General features: G+C 33.0%; 18 protein-coding genes. 2 read left to right on the top strand and 16 right to left on the bottom strand.

From position 1 onward, the window contains the following. Nucleotides 1–7 precede the first annotated feature (7 nt). The 7 genes from Q0951_RS03005 to Q0951_RS02975 form a co-directional block, all read right to left on the bottom strand. Nucleotides 8–466, bottom strand: a complete 459-nt coding sequence (locus tag Q0951_RS03005) for a hypothetical protein (RefSeq protein ID WP_299334087.1) — start codon at nucleotides 464–466, stop codon at nucleotides 8–10. A gap of 100 nt (nucleotides 467–566) precedes the next feature. Beyond that, a complete protein-coding gene (locus Q0951_RS03000) occupies nucleotides 567–1,898 on the bottom strand; it encodes a DUF58 domain-containing protein (RefSeq protein ID WP_299334084.1) in 1,332 nt (443 codons plus the stop codon). A gap of 9 nt (nucleotides 1,899–1,907) precedes the next feature. Continuing rightward, a complete protein-coding gene (locus Q0951_RS02995; protein WP_299334081.1) occupies nucleotides 1,908–3,011 on the bottom strand; it encodes a MoxR family ATPase in 1,104 nt (367 codons plus the stop codon). Nucleotides 3,012–3,014: 3 nt separating this feature from the next. Continuing rightward, complete coding sequence (locus tag Q0951_RS02990) at nucleotides 3,015–4,211, bottom strand: DUF4350 domain-containing protein (protein WP_299334079.1); 1,197 nt, start codon at nucleotides 4,209–4,211, stop codon at nucleotides 3,015–3,017. Beyond that, nucleotides 4,208–4,966, bottom strand: a complete 759-nt coding sequence (locus tag Q0951_RS02985) for a DUF4129 domain-containing protein (protein WP_299334077.1) — start codon at nucleotides 4,964–4,966, stop codon at nucleotides 4,208–4,210. Before Q0951_RS02985 ends, Q0951_RS02990 begins: the two co-directional genes overlap by 4 nt. Continuing rightward, the gene (locus tag Q0951_RS02980; protein ID WP_299334075.1) at nucleotides 4,959–5,900 is read right to left on the bottom strand and encodes a hypothetical protein; all 942 of its coding nucleotides are present in this window, start codon (nucleotides 5,898–5,900) and stop codon (nucleotides 4,959–4,961) included. Before Q0951_RS02980 ends, Q0951_RS02985 begins: the two co-directional genes overlap by 8 nt. Further along, a complete protein-coding gene (locus tag Q0951_RS02975) occupies nucleotides 5,887–6,864 on the bottom strand; it encodes a stage II sporulation protein M (RefSeq protein WP_299334072.1) in 978 nt (325 codons plus the stop codon). The genes Q0951_RS02980 and Q0951_RS02975 overlap by 14 nt, the downstream gene beginning before the upstream one ends. Nucleotides 6,865–6,887: 23 nt before the next feature. Here Q0951_RS02975 and Q0951_RS02970 point away from each other — a divergent pair, with 23 nt between their 5' ends. Both Q0951_RS02970 and Q0951_RS02965 read left to right on the top strand, forming a co-directional pair. After that, the gene (locus tag Q0951_RS02970; RefSeq protein WP_299334070.1) at nucleotides 6,888–7,631 is read left to right on the top strand and encodes an RDD family protein; all 744 of its coding nucleotides are present in this window, start codon (nucleotides 6,888–6,890) and stop codon (nucleotides 7,629–7,631) included. Between the two features lie 220 nt (nucleotides 7,632–7,851). Further along, the gene (locus Q0951_RS02965) at nucleotides 7,852–8,466 is read left to right on the top strand and encodes a trimeric intracellular cation channel family protein (RefSeq protein WP_299334067.1); all 615 of its coding nucleotides are present in this window, start codon (nucleotides 7,852–7,854) and stop codon (nucleotides 8,464–8,466) included. A 69-nt stretch (nucleotides 8,467–8,535) separates the two neighbouring features. Here the strand turns inward: Q0951_RS02965 and Q0951_RS02960 are convergent, their stop codons facing one another. The 9 genes from Q0951_RS02960 to Q0951_RS02920 all read right to left on the bottom strand — a co-directional run bounded on the left by Q0951_RS02960 (nucleotide 8,536) and on the right by Q0951_RS02920 (nucleotide 16,301). Further along, entirely contained in the window at nucleotides 8,536–8,988 is a 453-nt protein-coding gene (locus tag Q0951_RS02960) for a nuclear transport factor 2 family protein (protein ID WP_299334065.1), read from the bottom strand. Between the two features lie 12 nt (nucleotides 8,989–9,000). Beyond that, nucleotides 9,001–9,420, bottom strand: coding sequence for a hypothetical protein (locus tag Q0951_RS02955; protein ID WP_299334064.1), 420 nt, complete (start codon nucleotides 9,418–9,420; stop codon nucleotides 9,001–9,003). A 214-nt stretch (nucleotides 9,421–9,634) separates the two neighbouring features. Further along, the gene (locus Q0951_RS02950; protein WP_299334062.1) at nucleotides 9,635–10,075 is read right to left on the bottom strand and encodes a hypothetical protein; all 441 of its coding nucleotides are present in this window, start codon (nucleotides 10,073–10,075) and stop codon (nucleotides 9,635–9,637) included. 103 nt (nucleotides 10,076–10,178) lie between these two features. After that, a complete protein-coding gene (locus Q0951_RS02945) occupies nucleotides 10,179–10,640 on the bottom strand; it encodes a VOC family protein (RefSeq protein ID WP_299334059.1) in 462 nt (153 codons plus the stop codon). A 122-nt stretch (nucleotides 10,641–10,762) separates the two neighbouring features. Further along, nucleotides 10,763–12,040 (bottom strand): M20 family metallopeptidase, encoded by a 1,278-nt coding sequence (locus Q0951_RS02940; protein ID WP_299334057.1) that lies wholly within the window; start codon nucleotides 12,038–12,040, stop codon nucleotides 10,763–10,765. 62 nt (nucleotides 12,041–12,102) lie between these two features. Then, nucleotides 12,103–12,990: an alpha/beta hydrolase-fold protein gene (locus Q0951_RS02935; protein ID WP_299334055.1), complete on the bottom strand. Its 888-nt coding sequence runs from the start codon at nucleotides 12,988–12,990 to the stop codon at nucleotides 12,103–12,105. 180 nt (nucleotides 12,991–13,170) lie between these two features. Beyond that, a complete protein-coding gene (locus tag Q0951_RS02930) occupies nucleotides 13,171–13,575 on the bottom strand; it encodes a hypothetical protein (RefSeq protein WP_299334052.1) in 405 nt (134 codons plus the stop codon). A gap of 47 nt (nucleotides 13,576–13,622) precedes the next feature. Next, nucleotides 13,623–13,994 (bottom strand): hypothetical protein, encoded by a 372-nt coding sequence (locus Q0951_RS02925; RefSeq protein ID WP_299334050.1) that lies wholly within the window; start codon nucleotides 13,992–13,994, stop codon nucleotides 13,623–13,625. Nucleotides 13,995–14,150: 156 nt separating this feature from the next. After that, on the bottom strand, nucleotides 14,151–16,301 hold the full coding sequence (locus Q0951_RS02920) for a M3 family metallopeptidase (protein ID WP_299334047.1): 2,151 nt from the start codon (nucleotides 16,299–16,301) through the stop codon (nucleotides 14,151–14,153). Nucleotides 16,302–16,335 lie beyond the last annotated feature (34 nt).

The following is a 16,335-nucleotide window of genomic DNA, read 5'->3' as shown; positions in this document are numbered from 1 at the left end:
ATTAAACTTAGAATTTGATATCAATATCAAGTTGCCGTCCTTCATTTAATGCTTTTTTATCCATACTAGCACCAATAGCAGTACCTATTGCCATACCGATAGGAAGGCCAATTCCTAAAAAAGCCATATTACCCATACTTAATCCAAATACCACTCCTATTGGTATTCCAAATACAGCCATTCCTAATGCTAACCATTGGTTTCGATAATAATTTTTAGGTACAATTTTAGATGCTTTTTCAACGTTTTTTATCACTCTGGTTTGTAGTGTTTTTATCTGCTTTTTCAGTGTGTTTTCAGAAGTAGTGGTTAATTGAAGCGCTTCTATATCTTTGTTTATGGATGAGACTAAAGTATCTGAAAGTTCTTTTTTCCGAAGTTCACTCAAAAGTTTTTGAAACTGCAGATAGAGATCGTTGAGTTTAGAATTCTTATCTATTTTTAGGTTTAATTTAGTGATATCCATATATCAAATAATTATAAGTATTGTAAGCAGTAGTTTCATGTTTTGATTTAACTAATTTAATAAAACAAATTGAATACGACATGTTATGTTATCAGAGGTTTTATAAGAGTCCTCGTGCCTTGATCTCGAGATATTTATTAATAGTATCAATGGTTAGATCTTCAGGAGAGGTTAGAATAGATTGAATCCCGTATTTTTGAAGCTCATTGACGATCAATCGTTTTTCAAAAGCAAATTTTTCGGCAATAACTTTGTCGTAAGCCTGCTGAACAGTTTCGGCTTTTTCGGTAATTATGGTGTTGAGTTCTGTATTCTTGAAGAAAATAACTACCAGTAAGTGGTTTTTAGCAATACCTTTTAAATAAGGTAGTTGTCTGTGTAAACTGTCTAGTGTCTCAAAATTAGTATACAATAGCATCAAACTTCGGTGTGTGATATTTCGTTTGACATCTGCATAAAGCCTGCTGTAATCTGTTTCGAAGAAATCTGTGCTTACATTGTAAAGTGTCTCCAAAATGAGATTCATTTGCGAGGTACGTCGTTCGGCAACGACTATGTTTTCTAATTTTTTAGAAAATGCCAATATACCTGCTTTGTCTTGTTTTTTAAGTGCTACGTTTGAAATGACTAAAGCCGCATTGATGGCATAATCCAATAATGTGAGGCCGTCAAATGGCATTTTCATCACACGACCTTTATCAATAATAGAGTAGACTGGTTGTGATTTTTCGTCCTGAAATTGGTTGACCATCAACTGATTTCGTTTGGCTGTGGCTTTCCAGTTTATAGTTCGCAGGTCATCACCTAATACGTAATCTTTGATTTGCTCAAACTCCATAGTATGCCCAATCTTACGTATTTTTTTTATGCCGTATTGATGTAGATTGTTACTAATAGCAATGAGATCATATTTCCGAAGTTGAATAAAACTAGGGTAAGTAGGTACCATAGCTTTATCATCGTATGAAAAGCGTCTAGCTACCAAACCGAAAACTGAAGTGACATAGATATTTAATTTTCCAAAGTGATATTCACCACGTTCTACTGGTCTTAATTTGTATTCAATTTCTGAAGTACTTGATGCCTCTAATTTTCTGGTGATACTAAAATCACGGACTTGAAATTGCTCTGGAATTTCGTCGATGATCTTGATGTAAACGGGAAATGTGTAATAATTATTAATCACCAAATTGACAGAATTCTGATCACCATTTGAAAATTTTTCTGGCAGGTATCTATTACCCTTAACACCATTTTTAGCTGCAAAAAGTATAATGGTATCTAATACGGTAAGTGTGACCAGAAGTAGGAGTAATAGTTTGACAACGGCAAAACCTCTTGGAAAAATAAAGCTCACAACAAACAACACCATAATGGCTATGCAAGCATAGAAAAATCTGTTTTGTAAATAAAAAGGTTTAATACGTTTCAAAGGTCTTGATTATCTTGGGATTTCTACAGCTTCAATAATTTGTTTAATAATTTGTTTGGTGGTTACGCCTTCCATTTCACGCTCTGGTGTTACAATAACACGATGTTGTAATACTGGTATTGCAGCTCTCTTGATATCTTCTGGAGTCACGAAATCTCTTCCACTCATAGCCGCAAATGCTTTACTGGCTTTTAAAATGGCAATGGATGCTCTTGGAGAGGCTCCTAGATACAAAAACGGATTGTTTCTAGTATTGACAATCATATCTGCAATATATTTGATAAGATGTGATTCTATAATGACCTGATCTACCAGCTTTTGGAATGTATTAATCTGTTCTTTACTTAAGTGTGCTGTAACCTGATCTGTTTTAATATTGCCTTGTAAATTTTGTTCTCTAACTAAAATTTCCACTTCTTCATCAACATTAGGATAATCAATATCAATTTTAAACAGGAAACGGTCTAACTGAGCTTCTGGTAGACGATACGTACCTTCTTGCTCTACAGGGTTTTGTGTTGCCAGAACAATAAACGGCAAATCCATTTTAAATTTTTGTCCGTCGATAGTAATTTGTCGTTCTTCCATAACCTCAAACAAAGCGGCCTGTGTTTTTGCTGGAGCTCTGTTGATTTCATCAATAAGAATCATATTAGAGAAAATAGGACCTTCTTTAAACTCAAACTCTGAGTTTTTCATGTTGAAGACCGATGTACCCAAAATATCACTAGGCATGAGATCTGGAGTAAATTGAATTCTGCTAAACCCAATATCTAAAGATTTGGCTAATAATTTTGCAGAGATGGTTTTTGCCACACCAGGAACACCTTCAATTAATGAGTGTCCGTTAGCTAAGATTGAAGCAATAAGCATATCAATCATTCCTTTTTGACCAACGATGACTTTTCCTATTTCGTTTTTGATTAGGGCGATACCTTCTTGAAGTTCAGTTAAATCAATACGATTTTTAAAACTGATGTCACTATCAGTCGTTTCAGGACTTTGCGGTGTTTCAGTAGGCTCTAATGCACTAGGATCTCCTAATAACGACTCATCAAATTGTTCGTTCTTTGGTGTTAAATCTTCGTTTTGGTTGTCGTCTAAATGTTCCATAATTTATGTGGTATAAAAATCTTCAATAGCTTTATTTAGTCTGAGCAGGTCATTTTCATTACATGCTGTTTTAGCTTTTAAATATACAATCTGATTAATTAATTTTTTTATATCGTCTTCATCTTTTCCAGACTTTAACGATAGGTTTTTAACAAACTTATCATCCAATAGCTGAGTATCTAAATAATATACTCTACGTATATATTCTAAGAAATAAGTAATCTTCTTTTCTATTAAATTGTCATGATCTTTGGTTTCATAGTATAAATTACCAATGGTCTTAGTAAAATCTACAGTAGTATTTTTTAAAGGTGTAATTACTTTAACTACGCGTTGCTTTCGTTTGGCATTGAAAATCATAAACAAGACAATGGAAATAAGAGCTAAATACCATGCCCAACGCAAAGGAGGTTGGCTATTAATAAAGCGTAATGGTGAATTTCCAAGATTTTTACCAACCTTATTTCTAGAATCAAAATATATGGTATCATCTCCAAGATAAGACATTATACTGGAGGCATACTTTTGGTTAGAATTTTTAAGTAAATGATAATTTGTAAATACTATAGGTTGTAAATGAATGAAGAAATTCCCATCTCCCCATGAGGTTTTAATAAAGTTAGTATATGTAGAATCAGCAAATTTCTGATGACCAAGAACCGTTGTGTTAAGGGTGTCTATTTCAGAAAAATAAATATTACTTAGGCCTTTTTCTATGGTAATTGAATCGTTTCTAAATGTAGGATTTGTAAATGTAAATTGTGCCTTGCCTTCAAAGCTGTAATCGTTACGTGTATCAAAACCAAGCGAATCTAATAAGCGGTTTGGAAAGTAATTACTAGAAATAAAAATATCATTTCCATGTGATGCAAAGTCTAATAATTCTTGCGCTGAAGTATTGTCCAGATCAGAATAATCATCAATAAGCATGTAAGTTCCAGTGGTTAAGTAACTGGAGTCTTCCCAACTGTAATAATCATCAAAAAATTCGTAAGGGGTCATTTTAATATCCTGAACTTTACTCTCTGGAAATAGATCATTCAACTCTTCATAGAAGATAAAAGTACCGTATGGAATCTTTTGAGTTTCATTGTAGGTTTTTTGCCAATTGATAGGTTCTGGTGTCGATAACTCAATAGCAAAAATACCTGCAAAAAGCAATATCAAAATCCCGATGTATATTTTTAGTGTTTTACTCATGTCCAAAGTGATCTTAAAAATTGAGTAAACGCATCTTTGGCTTTATTGAATTGATTGTCATCAATATCAAATTCGCCATACCATATATAGTTGTAGAGGTATGAGGTATACGAAAAATCTTTTTTCATCTCCTCTTTTTCAATTTCGATGTAATAATCGCTATTGGTTTTTTCTACATCGTAATCTATTATTTCTGCTTCGGAAAGCGTCTTCAGCAACCACAGATAGTAATATCGTATGGCTAATCTGTAATTGTTTTCTTTTTCAGCATTTTGAATGAGCGATTTAAAATCGGCTTCGTAAATATTATTTTCTATGTCGGTAACAGGAATAATGCTTTTATCTGACGATTTTCCAAATACCCAATTTCCTTCTTTGTTGATAATGGCTTTTACAATAAAGAACACGACAAGGAGAAAAATGACGACATAGAATACTTTTAGTATTATGTCTGTAATATCAGCAGCTCTAGCATCTGTATTAATATTGAACAGGTCTTTAAAAAAATCTGTTAACCATTGCTTAAAACGTGTCCACCAACCTGAATTTTCTGTGGAGCGCTCATAAATGAAATCGTTACCATTGTATTTATCCTTAAGATCATTGTATTCGCGTTTCTCCATAGATTCTGTATCCACAATGACTTCCTGATCTGGAGTTTGAAAATGGATGATCTTCTCTAAGCCAGCTGCATTGGAGTTAAGCGATATTCCGAAGAACAACAAGATGATATGTAAATGGATATAATTACGCACCAGTTCCTATGAGATCAATATCACTTTTAGTATTAATGTTTTCGTTATCTTCTTTCAAGCTGTAGTAAATCACACCTTGATTAAGCTGTACTATCACACCTAATAAGCTGCTTACCAAAAAAGAGAGCATAAAAACAACAATCATCATGACCATCATAGATTTGCCTAAGTCTTGCGGATCTGAATTAACACCTGGCTGAACCTCTGTAAGGATGTTAACCATTCCGAAGAAGTAAGGAATAATAGCTACAATATATTGTGCCACATAACTCATTAGAAAAAAGATTCCAACACATCCAATAGCAGCCCAAAACTTTGAGCTCATGAGTTTCCATGAGTAACCAAAACTTTCCCAGATTCCTTTCTTGTTATTGAGGTATTCCATGAGTGTTCCCTGATAATACAAGCTAACGCCTCCAGCAACAAGAGGAAGCATTAAAAGACCAATTATAGTAATGGTGAGTATAAATGTTAGGAGCCCTACAAATACCATCAATGGGATACCAATAAGGATACCGCAAACTAAAAATATAATGATCTTGCCAATATTGGCTTTGTAAACGTTGATGATATCTGTAGCTGTAAATTCTTTGCCATTGCGTTCAGTATATAGTTTTAAGTATATAGGTACAAATGAATAGGAAATGACAGCAGCAACTAGTGCAACTAGAATAAAGAGAAATAACAGTAAAATAAAAATTCCTGAGTTCTGGTTCAAATATTGATCAAATGCATTTTGATTGCCATAGACGAGGCTTCCAAAAACAACATCGGTATAGAATTTACTAAAGAAGTAGGTCATTACCATTAAGATCAACAGGAAAATACCATTGACAATAAAAAAATGTTTAAAAAAATGTTTTCCGTTTTCTCTTAGAAAGGCAAAAGTATCCTGAAAGAATTCTCCAAAACCTCTAGATTTATATAGTTGCATATGTTTTTTTAATTTTTTTGTTGAGTATAAATGGATAGATCAAATAGTAATAAGAGATCAAACTCAATGTAAATAGTATAATACCAACCGATAACCAATTGGGCATGGTGTTAGAATATCGTGTAACATAACCTTCTAAAAATCCTGCAGCAATGGTAAATGGAAAAGTGCTAATTAAAATTTTCACACCATTTTTCACTCCCATTTTAAAAGAGATCATTCTGGAATAAGTTTTTGGAAATAAGATACTGGCTCCAAGAATTAATCCTGCTGCGCCTTCTATGACAATAGCAAATATTTCCATAGACCCATGAATCCAAATACCTCTAACGCTTTCCCAGAGCACACCTTCCTGATAGAAGAAATACTGAAATGCGCCAACCATGATCCCGTTAACTAACATATAGTAAGCTGTTCCTAAACCACCAATAACACCAAAAATGAAAGAACAAATTCCTACATAAAGGTTATTGAGAGTAATGCCAATAAAACTGCCCCAATTACTACCGCTTTTATAAACAGCAACAGGATCACCATCTTTGATGTTTTCTAAGCTCATATTGACATAGCTATCACCTAAAATAAGTCTCACAAACGAATCATCATGAGCAGCAGACAAGGCTCCAATAGCCACAAAGCTTAAAAATATGGCAAAAGCATAATACACATAACGCCTGTATTCATAGACGATAAGAGGAACTTCAACCTTCCAGAAATGCACAAACCTATTGGTGTCTTCCCGCTTCGTTTTATAAATTTTTTGAAAAGCTTTGGCTGCCAGGTTGTTTAAATAAAGAATTGTTTTACTTTTGGGATAGTAAGTTTGAGCGTAAGACAGGTCATTTACTAATTGTATATAAAGAGATGCTAATTCATCAGGATTTTTTAGGGTTTTTCCAAAAATAGCCTTTTCGAAATTGAGCCATTTTTCTTTATTTTGTTTAATAAAAGCAACTTCTCTCATACGCATTCAAATTAAAGCAATTAATGGTAGAGTTACAAATAAATACGACACAAAACGTTAATATAAATTTCATTGCAGCAAGTGTAGGTGAGCGTATATTGGCTTTTATTATAGATTGGATTATTAAAATCGCTTACATCGTAGTAGCTTATCAAATTATGTTTAATTTATTTGATATATATGACCTTATCGATGATATGGATCAATGGTCGCAAATTGCTATATTTCTTTTGTTTTATTTACCAGTTATATTTTACTCGCTCATTTTTGAAACTTTTCTTGATGGTCAAACCATAGGAAAGCGTATTATGAAGATTAAAGTGGTTAAAATTGATGGCTATCAGGCCTCTTTAGCTGATTATCTTATTCGTTGGTTTTTTAGAATTATAGACCTTAATATGTTAACCGGTCTAGTAGCATTAGTCACTATTGTTACCAGTAAAAAGAGTCAGCGATTGGGTGATATGACAGCTGGAACATCTGTGATTACATTAAAAAATAACGTTAATATAAGTCATACCATTCTAGAAGAATTAGACGATAGTTATGTGCCCAAATATCCTAATGTAATTAGGTTGTCAGATAATGATGCTCGTATTATAAAAGAGACTTTTGTTAGAGCAAAAGCTTCTAAGGATTATGCAACATTGACTAAGTTGAGAAAGAAGATTATTGAAGTGATTGAGATTAAAGATTTCAATGACACCGATATTGAATTTATCGATAAGATTCTAAAAGATTATAATTACTATACCCAAGGGATGTAAGCAGAGAACCAAGTTTTGTTTTCAAAACTTGTGTGAATCGCTTATCCCGAATTGGTTTCGGGATCTCAATATTAGTAAAGAACCAAGTTTTGTTTTTCAAAACTTGTGTGAATCGCTTATCCCAAATTGGTTTCGGGATCACGAAAGCCAAATTTTTCTTCATATTTAAAGAAATCCCAAAATTGCAAAGTATTTTTGCCTCGAATTATTCAAGTAAACCATGTTTTTTCAAGTTGTAGATATTTTAGGAACCATAGCTTTTGCTATTTCAGGTGTGTTAGTTGCTCTGGATAAGCGAATGGATGCTTTTGGTGTAGTAATCATTGCATTTGTAACAGCAGTTGGAGGTGGAACTCTAAGAGATGTAATGGTTGGAATTCACCCAGTGTCTTGGATGACCAACATGACTTATGTGTATGTTATTTTAGGAGCTGCATTCTTTGCGGTTTTACTTCGGAAACAAATAAACTATTTACGTCGCTCTCTTTTTTTGTTTGATACTATTGGTATCGGACTCTACACAGTGGTTGGTATTGAAACTGGTATTGTAGCAGGATTACATCCTATTATTTGTATAGCTTTGGGTACCATGACAGCTTGTTTTGGTGGTGTGATCAGAGATATTTTATGTAATGAGATACCAGTAATCTTTAGAAAGGAAATTTATGCTACACCTTGTATTTTAGGTGGTTTTTCATATTTCTTATTACGTGAATTTGTAGCTGATACCAATTTTATTTTCGTCATTGCTGGATTGATAGTGATCATCGTAAGATTACTTGCTGTACGATTCAAAATCAGCTTGCCTAGTTTGTATGGTGCTGAGGAGTTCTAACTACAATTATGAATTATTTCGAGTAATCATAAATTCAAACTATTAACTACAAAAATCAATACTAATTTTTTAATTAGTTGATACATAGTACATTTTATTAGTGATCTTCCAGTTGTCATTTATTTTCTGAAGCGATAGAATGTCAATATATGTGATGTCATCAACTTTCATGCTGATCTTAGCAGTTGCTATTTTACTATTATCGATATCTATATTAAGAATGTGGAGCGCGCAATTGTTTAAAACAGCTTCAGGTAATTTATCTCGACTTCCCCATTGCGGCATTAGGTCTTTAAAATACTTATTTTCATAAGCCGTAATTTTTCCATTGATATTCACTGGGACTTTCATTGTGCCGTTTTCAGTATCAAAGGCATTGTTGAGTTTGACTATGTCACGTTCAATATAGCCATCAAAATAATTTTGAATACATATTTTGATGAGGTCTAAATCATTGTTTTTAGATTGTGAAGAAACTGGTAAGCAGATTAATGTTAAAAGAAGGATATAGATATTTTTCATATAATTTTAGATTTAGTGTCCATTTTCAGAAGTTATATAGGTATAGTTCCCACTTCCCAATTGCCCAGATTCACCGATATCTACAATCCAATAATCACTACCACTGCGATAGGACCAATTTCCGTGTTCAATTTTAGTAGAATCGCGATGTACTTCATAGGTATTGTCTTTGTTTAAATGAAGTGTACAAGAGTTGCAACTTGGGTAAGTAGTGAGATAATATACACCAACATATTTGAGTTCTTGTTGACGATGCTCACTATGTTGATGGTAAGCAAATAATGATACTGGTAGCAGTGATATTAGGAGATAAATCAATCGTTTACTTTTGTGTCTCTTTCTATCTGCAATCAATATTAAAATGATGGCTAGTGTAGGAATACAGAGTAGGGCATATATAATCCAGATAAATAATTCACCTAGTGCTGACATATGATTTAATTGTGTTTTAGAATCAATTTATTACTTGTGTGTTATTGTCATTATTTTTTCTGCTCTATTTTAATTAGTGTATTCTTATTTTATGTGGTGTCTGATAACAAGAAAGCTGATTAATCAGAATCTAAATTAATAAATTAAAAGGCATTGAAAATGTAGGAACTATTCCGAAAGGTTAGAAAAGAAGCAATACATTTTATAACTTGTTTTATTTAATTCTTTCCATTTCAATTTCATAATAATTTTTTCCATTTAGTAATTTTCTTGAGGCAGAAACAACCTTGAATTTCATTTCGTTAAAACTATTTTTAAAATAGATATATAATTGTTTATTGATTTGCTTAATTTTATATTTATATAGATTTTTTCTAGTTGGAATCAGACCACTAGAAGGCTCATTACAACTTTGACTGTCATAGAATATAATTTGCCTATTTTTTAAAAATTCTAATTCAATAGTTCTACATAGTCCTTTTTGTCTTGCTGCAGCTTGACTTGTGAAAATTTCAACTTTCTTTGTTTTAAAAAAAATACTGTCTTTGTTGTTTGAAAGTATATTGTAGTGACTTGTGGATGAACCTCTTCTTTCTCCTTTTCTTTTCTCCTTTATTGAATTATTTATAATTTTTTTGAATTCAGATTTAGTCATTTGTTGAGAGAAACAAAAACTAAATGATAACATCAAAACTATCATATTAAATATCCTCATGTTTCTATTTTATAACTTGTAGTTAGAGTCGTTGTATGCTGTTTTAATCATCTTTTATTTTAAGCCATTCTTCGTAGGTAACAACTCGCTTTTCTTCATCAGATTTAGGTTTTCCAGGCAGAATCCCAATAAATTCGAGATCGTGTCCATCTGGATCACTGAAATATATAGAGATAGCTGGCATCCAACAAAATACCATTGGTTGCTCTGTATCATCGTTTAGAAAATTCCAAAAATTTAGATTACGGGATTTTAAAAAATTAACAGACTCATTTAAGATCCATTCTGGCTCACATTCAAAGGCAAAATGCCGAATATCTATCTGATTTTTTGGTTTTTCCCAAAGCCCTAACATAAACTGCTTATCTTTTCCAATCCAGAAAAAGGCTGTTCTTCGTTCAGCGCCATAGCGACATAGTTTTAATCCGAGTGTTTTTGTGTAGAACTCAATCGAACGATCGAGATCCTCAACAAATAGATGAGTTTCGTAGAGTCCTTTAATCATATATGTTTTTGGCTGTGTAAGTCAATCGAAAAGCAGGTTGAATTATTAAAGTTAATAAAACAAAATGGAAACAATTGGTCGTTAGCAATAGAAATTCCAAATAAGGGTTTCAGAACAATGAGCTATTTACTGTTTGTTCTTTCTAAAATTAGAGATGAAAAATACTTCACACCATATTTTATGGTATCATCATCTACAGCGAAATCAGGTGTATGAGCCATTGAAATAATGCCTTTTTCCGTATTTGAGCCACCCAAAAGAAATATCACACCCGGAACGTGTTGTTGATAATAAATAAAGTCCTCATTAAAGTAAGGTATTTGCCCATAAATTGGTTTGATTAGATCTGTATTGTATAAACTGTCAATTGTTTGCAATCCAATTGTTGTCAATTCAGGATCATTATAAACTGTTGGGTTACCAGAAGTATATGCTACTGAAATCAATGAGTTTTTAAATTCTGAGTTTAGAATTTTACTTTTGATTTGTTGTGGAATACTATCGGTGTTTTCTTTATTGGTTTCAAGAAAATGAGCGTTGAATGAAACATAATCCTCTCTTTTATCAATTCCGGAGTATTGTAGAATAAAGTAGTCTTTATAAATAGATTCTTTATTTTCCAATCCTATTTTTGGATCAGATAAATAGTCAAGAGACCATGGTTCACTGTTTGGCGTATTCCTTACAAACCCTTGCATTACCTTTGTTAGAAACATTGTAATGTCTTCTTCATTGGTATCGGGTTCAAATTTAATTTGAATACTTTTTTGATAGGCAAATAGTTCTTTTGCCTTTGTATTGATAGTGCCTTTTTCAGCTGGACCAATATGAAGCGCGTAAATTTCATCAGGTTCAATTAAATCAAAAAGGCCATTATCAATTAAATCTTTTGCGCCTGTAAATGTTTCTTCAGATGGTTGGAAAATAAAGTATATAGTGCCTTGAAGATTTTCCTTTTGTTTTGATAAAACGTTAGCAATACCCAATCCAATAGTTGTATGGACATCATGTCCGCACATATGGGCAATTCCTTTGTTTTGAGAATGATAATCAAGAGTATCGTGGGTTTCTATTTTAATGGCATCCATATCTGCTCGCCATGCTATTTTCTTTCCTTCCTTGGAACCTTTTAAAATGCCAATTACCGTATTGCCAGATATGTTTGTAATGACCTCCAATCCTAAACCTTTCAAATATTCTGCAACAATTTTAGAGGTTCGCTTTTCTTCTCCTGATAATTCAGGATACATATGCAGATCTCGCTTAATATTCACTAAGCTGTCAAAAATGTCGTCGGTATGTTTTTCTATATTTTGGTGGTAGTTTTTCTCAGCTTTCTGACAACAAACCAACGCGCTTAGTATAAGTCCGATTATTGAGAATTTAAGTGTTATTTTCATTCGATATTTTTTTTATTGCCTTAACTAACTAAAGTAGTGTATACGTTGTTATATGCTGACTTTTATTTTTTTTCATATAATGTTTTCAGAGTACCATTTAAACTAAACGGAATTACTGACGTATGGTTTTCGTTTCTATATATACGCCAATTCAAATCAATATGTTCATAGTTATTTTTTTTAAGATATAAACTAAACTTAATCATATTAGACACCATCATTGGACTTTCATTTTCTCCAGTAGAAATGAATACTTTAGTTGGTTTAATATCCCAATTTTGATTATCAGTAAACTTAATAATCGCAGGCTTTAAAAATATGTCTTCGTTAAGCTGGAAAGAAGGACTATTTATTCCAAATCGAGTAAAGTAATTGTCTGAATTTAAAAAACAATATGATGTAAATAATCCACCAAGAGAATGTCCAGAAATTCCTCTATCAGAATTTGTTTTATAGTACTTGTCAATAAATGGCACAATTTCTTTTTTTAAGCATTCTAAAAATTTATCAGCTCCACCAGTTTTGATAGTTCCTTTTTTCACACCAAATTTCCTTTCAAATCTTCTTTCAGTTATTGTATCTCGATATGGTGTGTAGTCATTAAATCTGTTAATTTTGGATTCCATTCCATTGACCTTATGACTAATTCCAACGAGAATTACATCCTCGATTTTTTCAGAATCAATGTAAGATGATTCGAAATATCCAAATGTGCTTTTTCCATCCAAAACATAAAGTACAGGATAAGTTATGCTGTCCTGAACAGAATAATTCTTTGGAAAAGACATATGAATTAAATAGCTCTTATTTGTAATGTCAGAATTAATGATATGGTCTGGTTTAAAACTATTCCGTCCTTTAGGATCTAATTTTTGTGCAAGTGATACAGTTTGGAAAATCAATAAAAGGCAAGTAACAATAAGTGATTTTCTAGATGTTATAAATATCATTATTCTTCAGGGTTCAAATTTGGACATTACAGCCAACGTGTTTGTATATGATTTGTGCGATTGAGAACCCGTTGGATTTTCAGTCGAGGCAAATCGGTTTTTTAAATATATAAATTTTAAATGAAGCAGGAGCTAAGCATTGATTATACACGTTGTAGTATGTTGTACAATTTAATTCTATTAATTAAATATTAAAATCAGACAAACTATTATTACAAACCAAAAAATTATTCCGAATAATTTCACTTGATTTGCTTGTCGAGCTTTTTCTGTAAATCCATATTTTTCAAATCGTTCCATTTCAGATTCTGAGTAATGGTCATTTCTCCCAGTTGGTTTAGGCGTAAAAAAAGGTAAAATAAAGAAGGTAAGCCATTCTTCTCGAGTTAATGGTTTGTTTTTTCGTTCTTTTTGAAATTCTTTGTACTTCAGGTAATCAGATTCAATTTTAGCTTTTTGTTCAAGGGTGAGATTCCGCGATTTGAATTCCGATTCCGCTTTTTTGATTACAGATTTATCAGTTCCGTTTTTTATAACATCAAGTAATTCAACGTTAGAGTATCTGTAGATCTTTTTATCAATCATAAACGTTTTGTTCGCATTACATTCAACGTATTTGTGTACTTTATTTATTATTCGCAGTAATTATCAAATCTAGTATAAGTAGACATTTCACTTATTGAACAGCATATCAAATAATTATTTGGCCATCCGTTAGAGTAGTAACCGAAAGATTCATTCATTGCATCCCCATCAGGATAAGTAAAATTAATATTATAAGATCCGTCTGCTCTTGGTATTTCATTCATATCCAAATATTTTGTAATAATTTGATTTGGAATTATACTGTCAAATTTCACTGTTGCGACTGGACTTGCAGAAACAGAAATATTATATAAGGTATATTTAGTTTTATTTTCAATTAAAACATCGATTCCTTTCTTCCCGAAATTACAAGAGTTCAGAAATAGAGATAACAGAATCACGACTAGAGTTTGTTTCATATTGTACACAACTAATTATGTAAGTATAAATATACATCTTATCCCGTTCACTTAACGAGGTGAAAGTATTTAATATTTCACTATAATTCTTAAAAAAAAACTCACTTACCTCATAGCCATTAAAGATAAGTGAGTAATTTTATGTTTAACTATGGTTTAACTCTGAGGGACAGGAAAGCCGCGATCTCGCATTAAAGCTTCAATCTTAGCATCACGTCCCCTAAATAAACGATATGCTTCTGCAGGATCCATAGAGTTACGAGGTGCAAATAAATACTTCACTAGCTTGTCAGCTAAGTCGGCATCGTAAAATCCGCCTGGTGCTTCTCTAAACGCTTCCGAAGCATCACTCGTTAACACATCAGCCCACATATACCCATAATAGGCTGTAGCATAGCCCTCACCAGAGAATACATGTCCGAAATGTGGTGTTCTATGACGCATTGGTAATTCATCAGGCATGTTTAACTCAGCAAGAGTTTCACGTTCAAAGGTGTCAATATCAATATCAGTTGGATCAGCTAAGTGTAATTTCATATCAATGAGTGCTGAGGCTAAATATTCTGTAGTTCCAAAACCTTGATTAAAGGTAGAGGCTTTTTTGATTTTCTCCACTAAAGCTGCTGGAATTGGCTCTCCTGTTTTATGATGTACCAGAAATTGATTAATCACTTCGTCTGTAGATAACCATCGTTCTAGTAATTGCGACTGAAATTCTGTGTAGTCTCTCACGCCACCATTTAATGTTGGATATCGCACATTACTTGAAAAGAAGTGTAACGCATGTCCAAACTCATGGAAAAATGTTTCAGCATCATCCCAAGATACCAAAACAGCTTCACCTGGAGCAGGCTTTACAAAATTTGAGTTGTTGGAAGCTAACACATTTGTTTCACCTTGAAAGGACGTATAGCTTCTGTATGTGGTAGCCCAAGCTCCTGAACGTTTTCCTTCTCTGGCAAAGGGATCCAGATACCATAAGCCAATATGTTTTCCTGAATCTTTATCAGTAACTTCCCAAACATTAACATCCTCATGAAACACAGGAACTTTTCCCTTCTCAATAGGTGTGAATTTATAATTGAACAAGCGACCAGCTGTGTAAAACAAGGCTTCGGTTAATTTATCCAATTGCAGGTGCTGCTTTACTTCATCACTATCGAGATCATACTTCTTTTGTCGCACTTTTTCAGCGTAGTAACGATAATCCCATGGTTCAATTTTAATGTTATCACCATTAGCATCTGCTATAGCTTGCATATCGGCAACCTCTTCATCTACGCGTGCAATGGCTGCAGGCCAAACCGCTTCCATGAGGTCCATAGCATTTTGAGGTGTTTTCGCCATGCGGTCTTGTAAGCGCCACTCAGCATAGTTGTCATAACCCAATAATCCTACACGCTCTTTACGTAGTTTTAAAATATCGGCAATAATCTTATTGTTATCATACTCATCACCATTATCGCCTCGAGCATAATAGTTGGTCCATACTATTTTTCTTAAATTACGTTCAGTAGAGTAGGTCAAGAATGGATCCATCGAAGATCGTGTATTTGTAATGGCATATTTACCATCCTGACCTTTATCGGTTGCAATCTTAGCTGCCGAATTGATAAACGATTCTGATAAACCACCCAATTGATTTTTATTCAAATAGGTTACATAGTTTTCTTCATCATGAAGCACATTGTTTGAAAACTTGGTGTATAATGACGATAATTCTTTATTGATCTCAGCATAGCGTTTTTTCTTTTCGGCATCGAGATTAGCACCATTCATTTCGAATTGTTTGTAAGTGAGGTCAACAACACGTTGCTGATCAGCTTCCAAAGGTGTTTGTTGAGAAGTATCATAAACCGTTTTGATACGTTTAAATAAGGCTTCGTTTTGTGAGATCTTAGAGTTGTATTCAGATAGTTTAGGTGCTAGTTCAGCTTGGATTTCTCTAAATTCTGGAGACGACATATTACTACTTAAAATGCCGTAGTATGTAAACACATCGTTTAATTTGTCTCCAGATGCTTCAAGAGCAATTATGGTATTCTCAAAAGTTGGATCTTCGGTGTTATTTGCTATGGCATCAATATCTTTAAGGCTTAATTCCATTCCGGTTTCCATAGCCTCTTTGATATCTTTGTAATTCATTTTATCAAAGGCAGGCACACCTTGGTAAGGGCCAGTCCATTCTTGTAATAATACATTATTGTAGCTAGTAGCCATATCGTCTTTAGATTTTGTGTTGTCTTTACAGCTTGCAAAGAGAACAATGCTACATAGTATTGTAGCTTTTAGGGATTTTGAAATCATTAGATAATTAGTTTTGATTTTATGACCTTGAAGG

This window comes from uncultured Psychroserpens sp., from assembly GCF_947501425.1.
Classification (GTDB): domain Bacteria; phylum Bacteroidota; class Bacteroidia; order Flavobacteriales; family Flavobacteriaceae; genus Psychroserpens.
The sequence above is the reverse complement of the archived record's forward strand: the minus strand, read 5'-3'. Positions and strand labels throughout refer to the sequence as shown.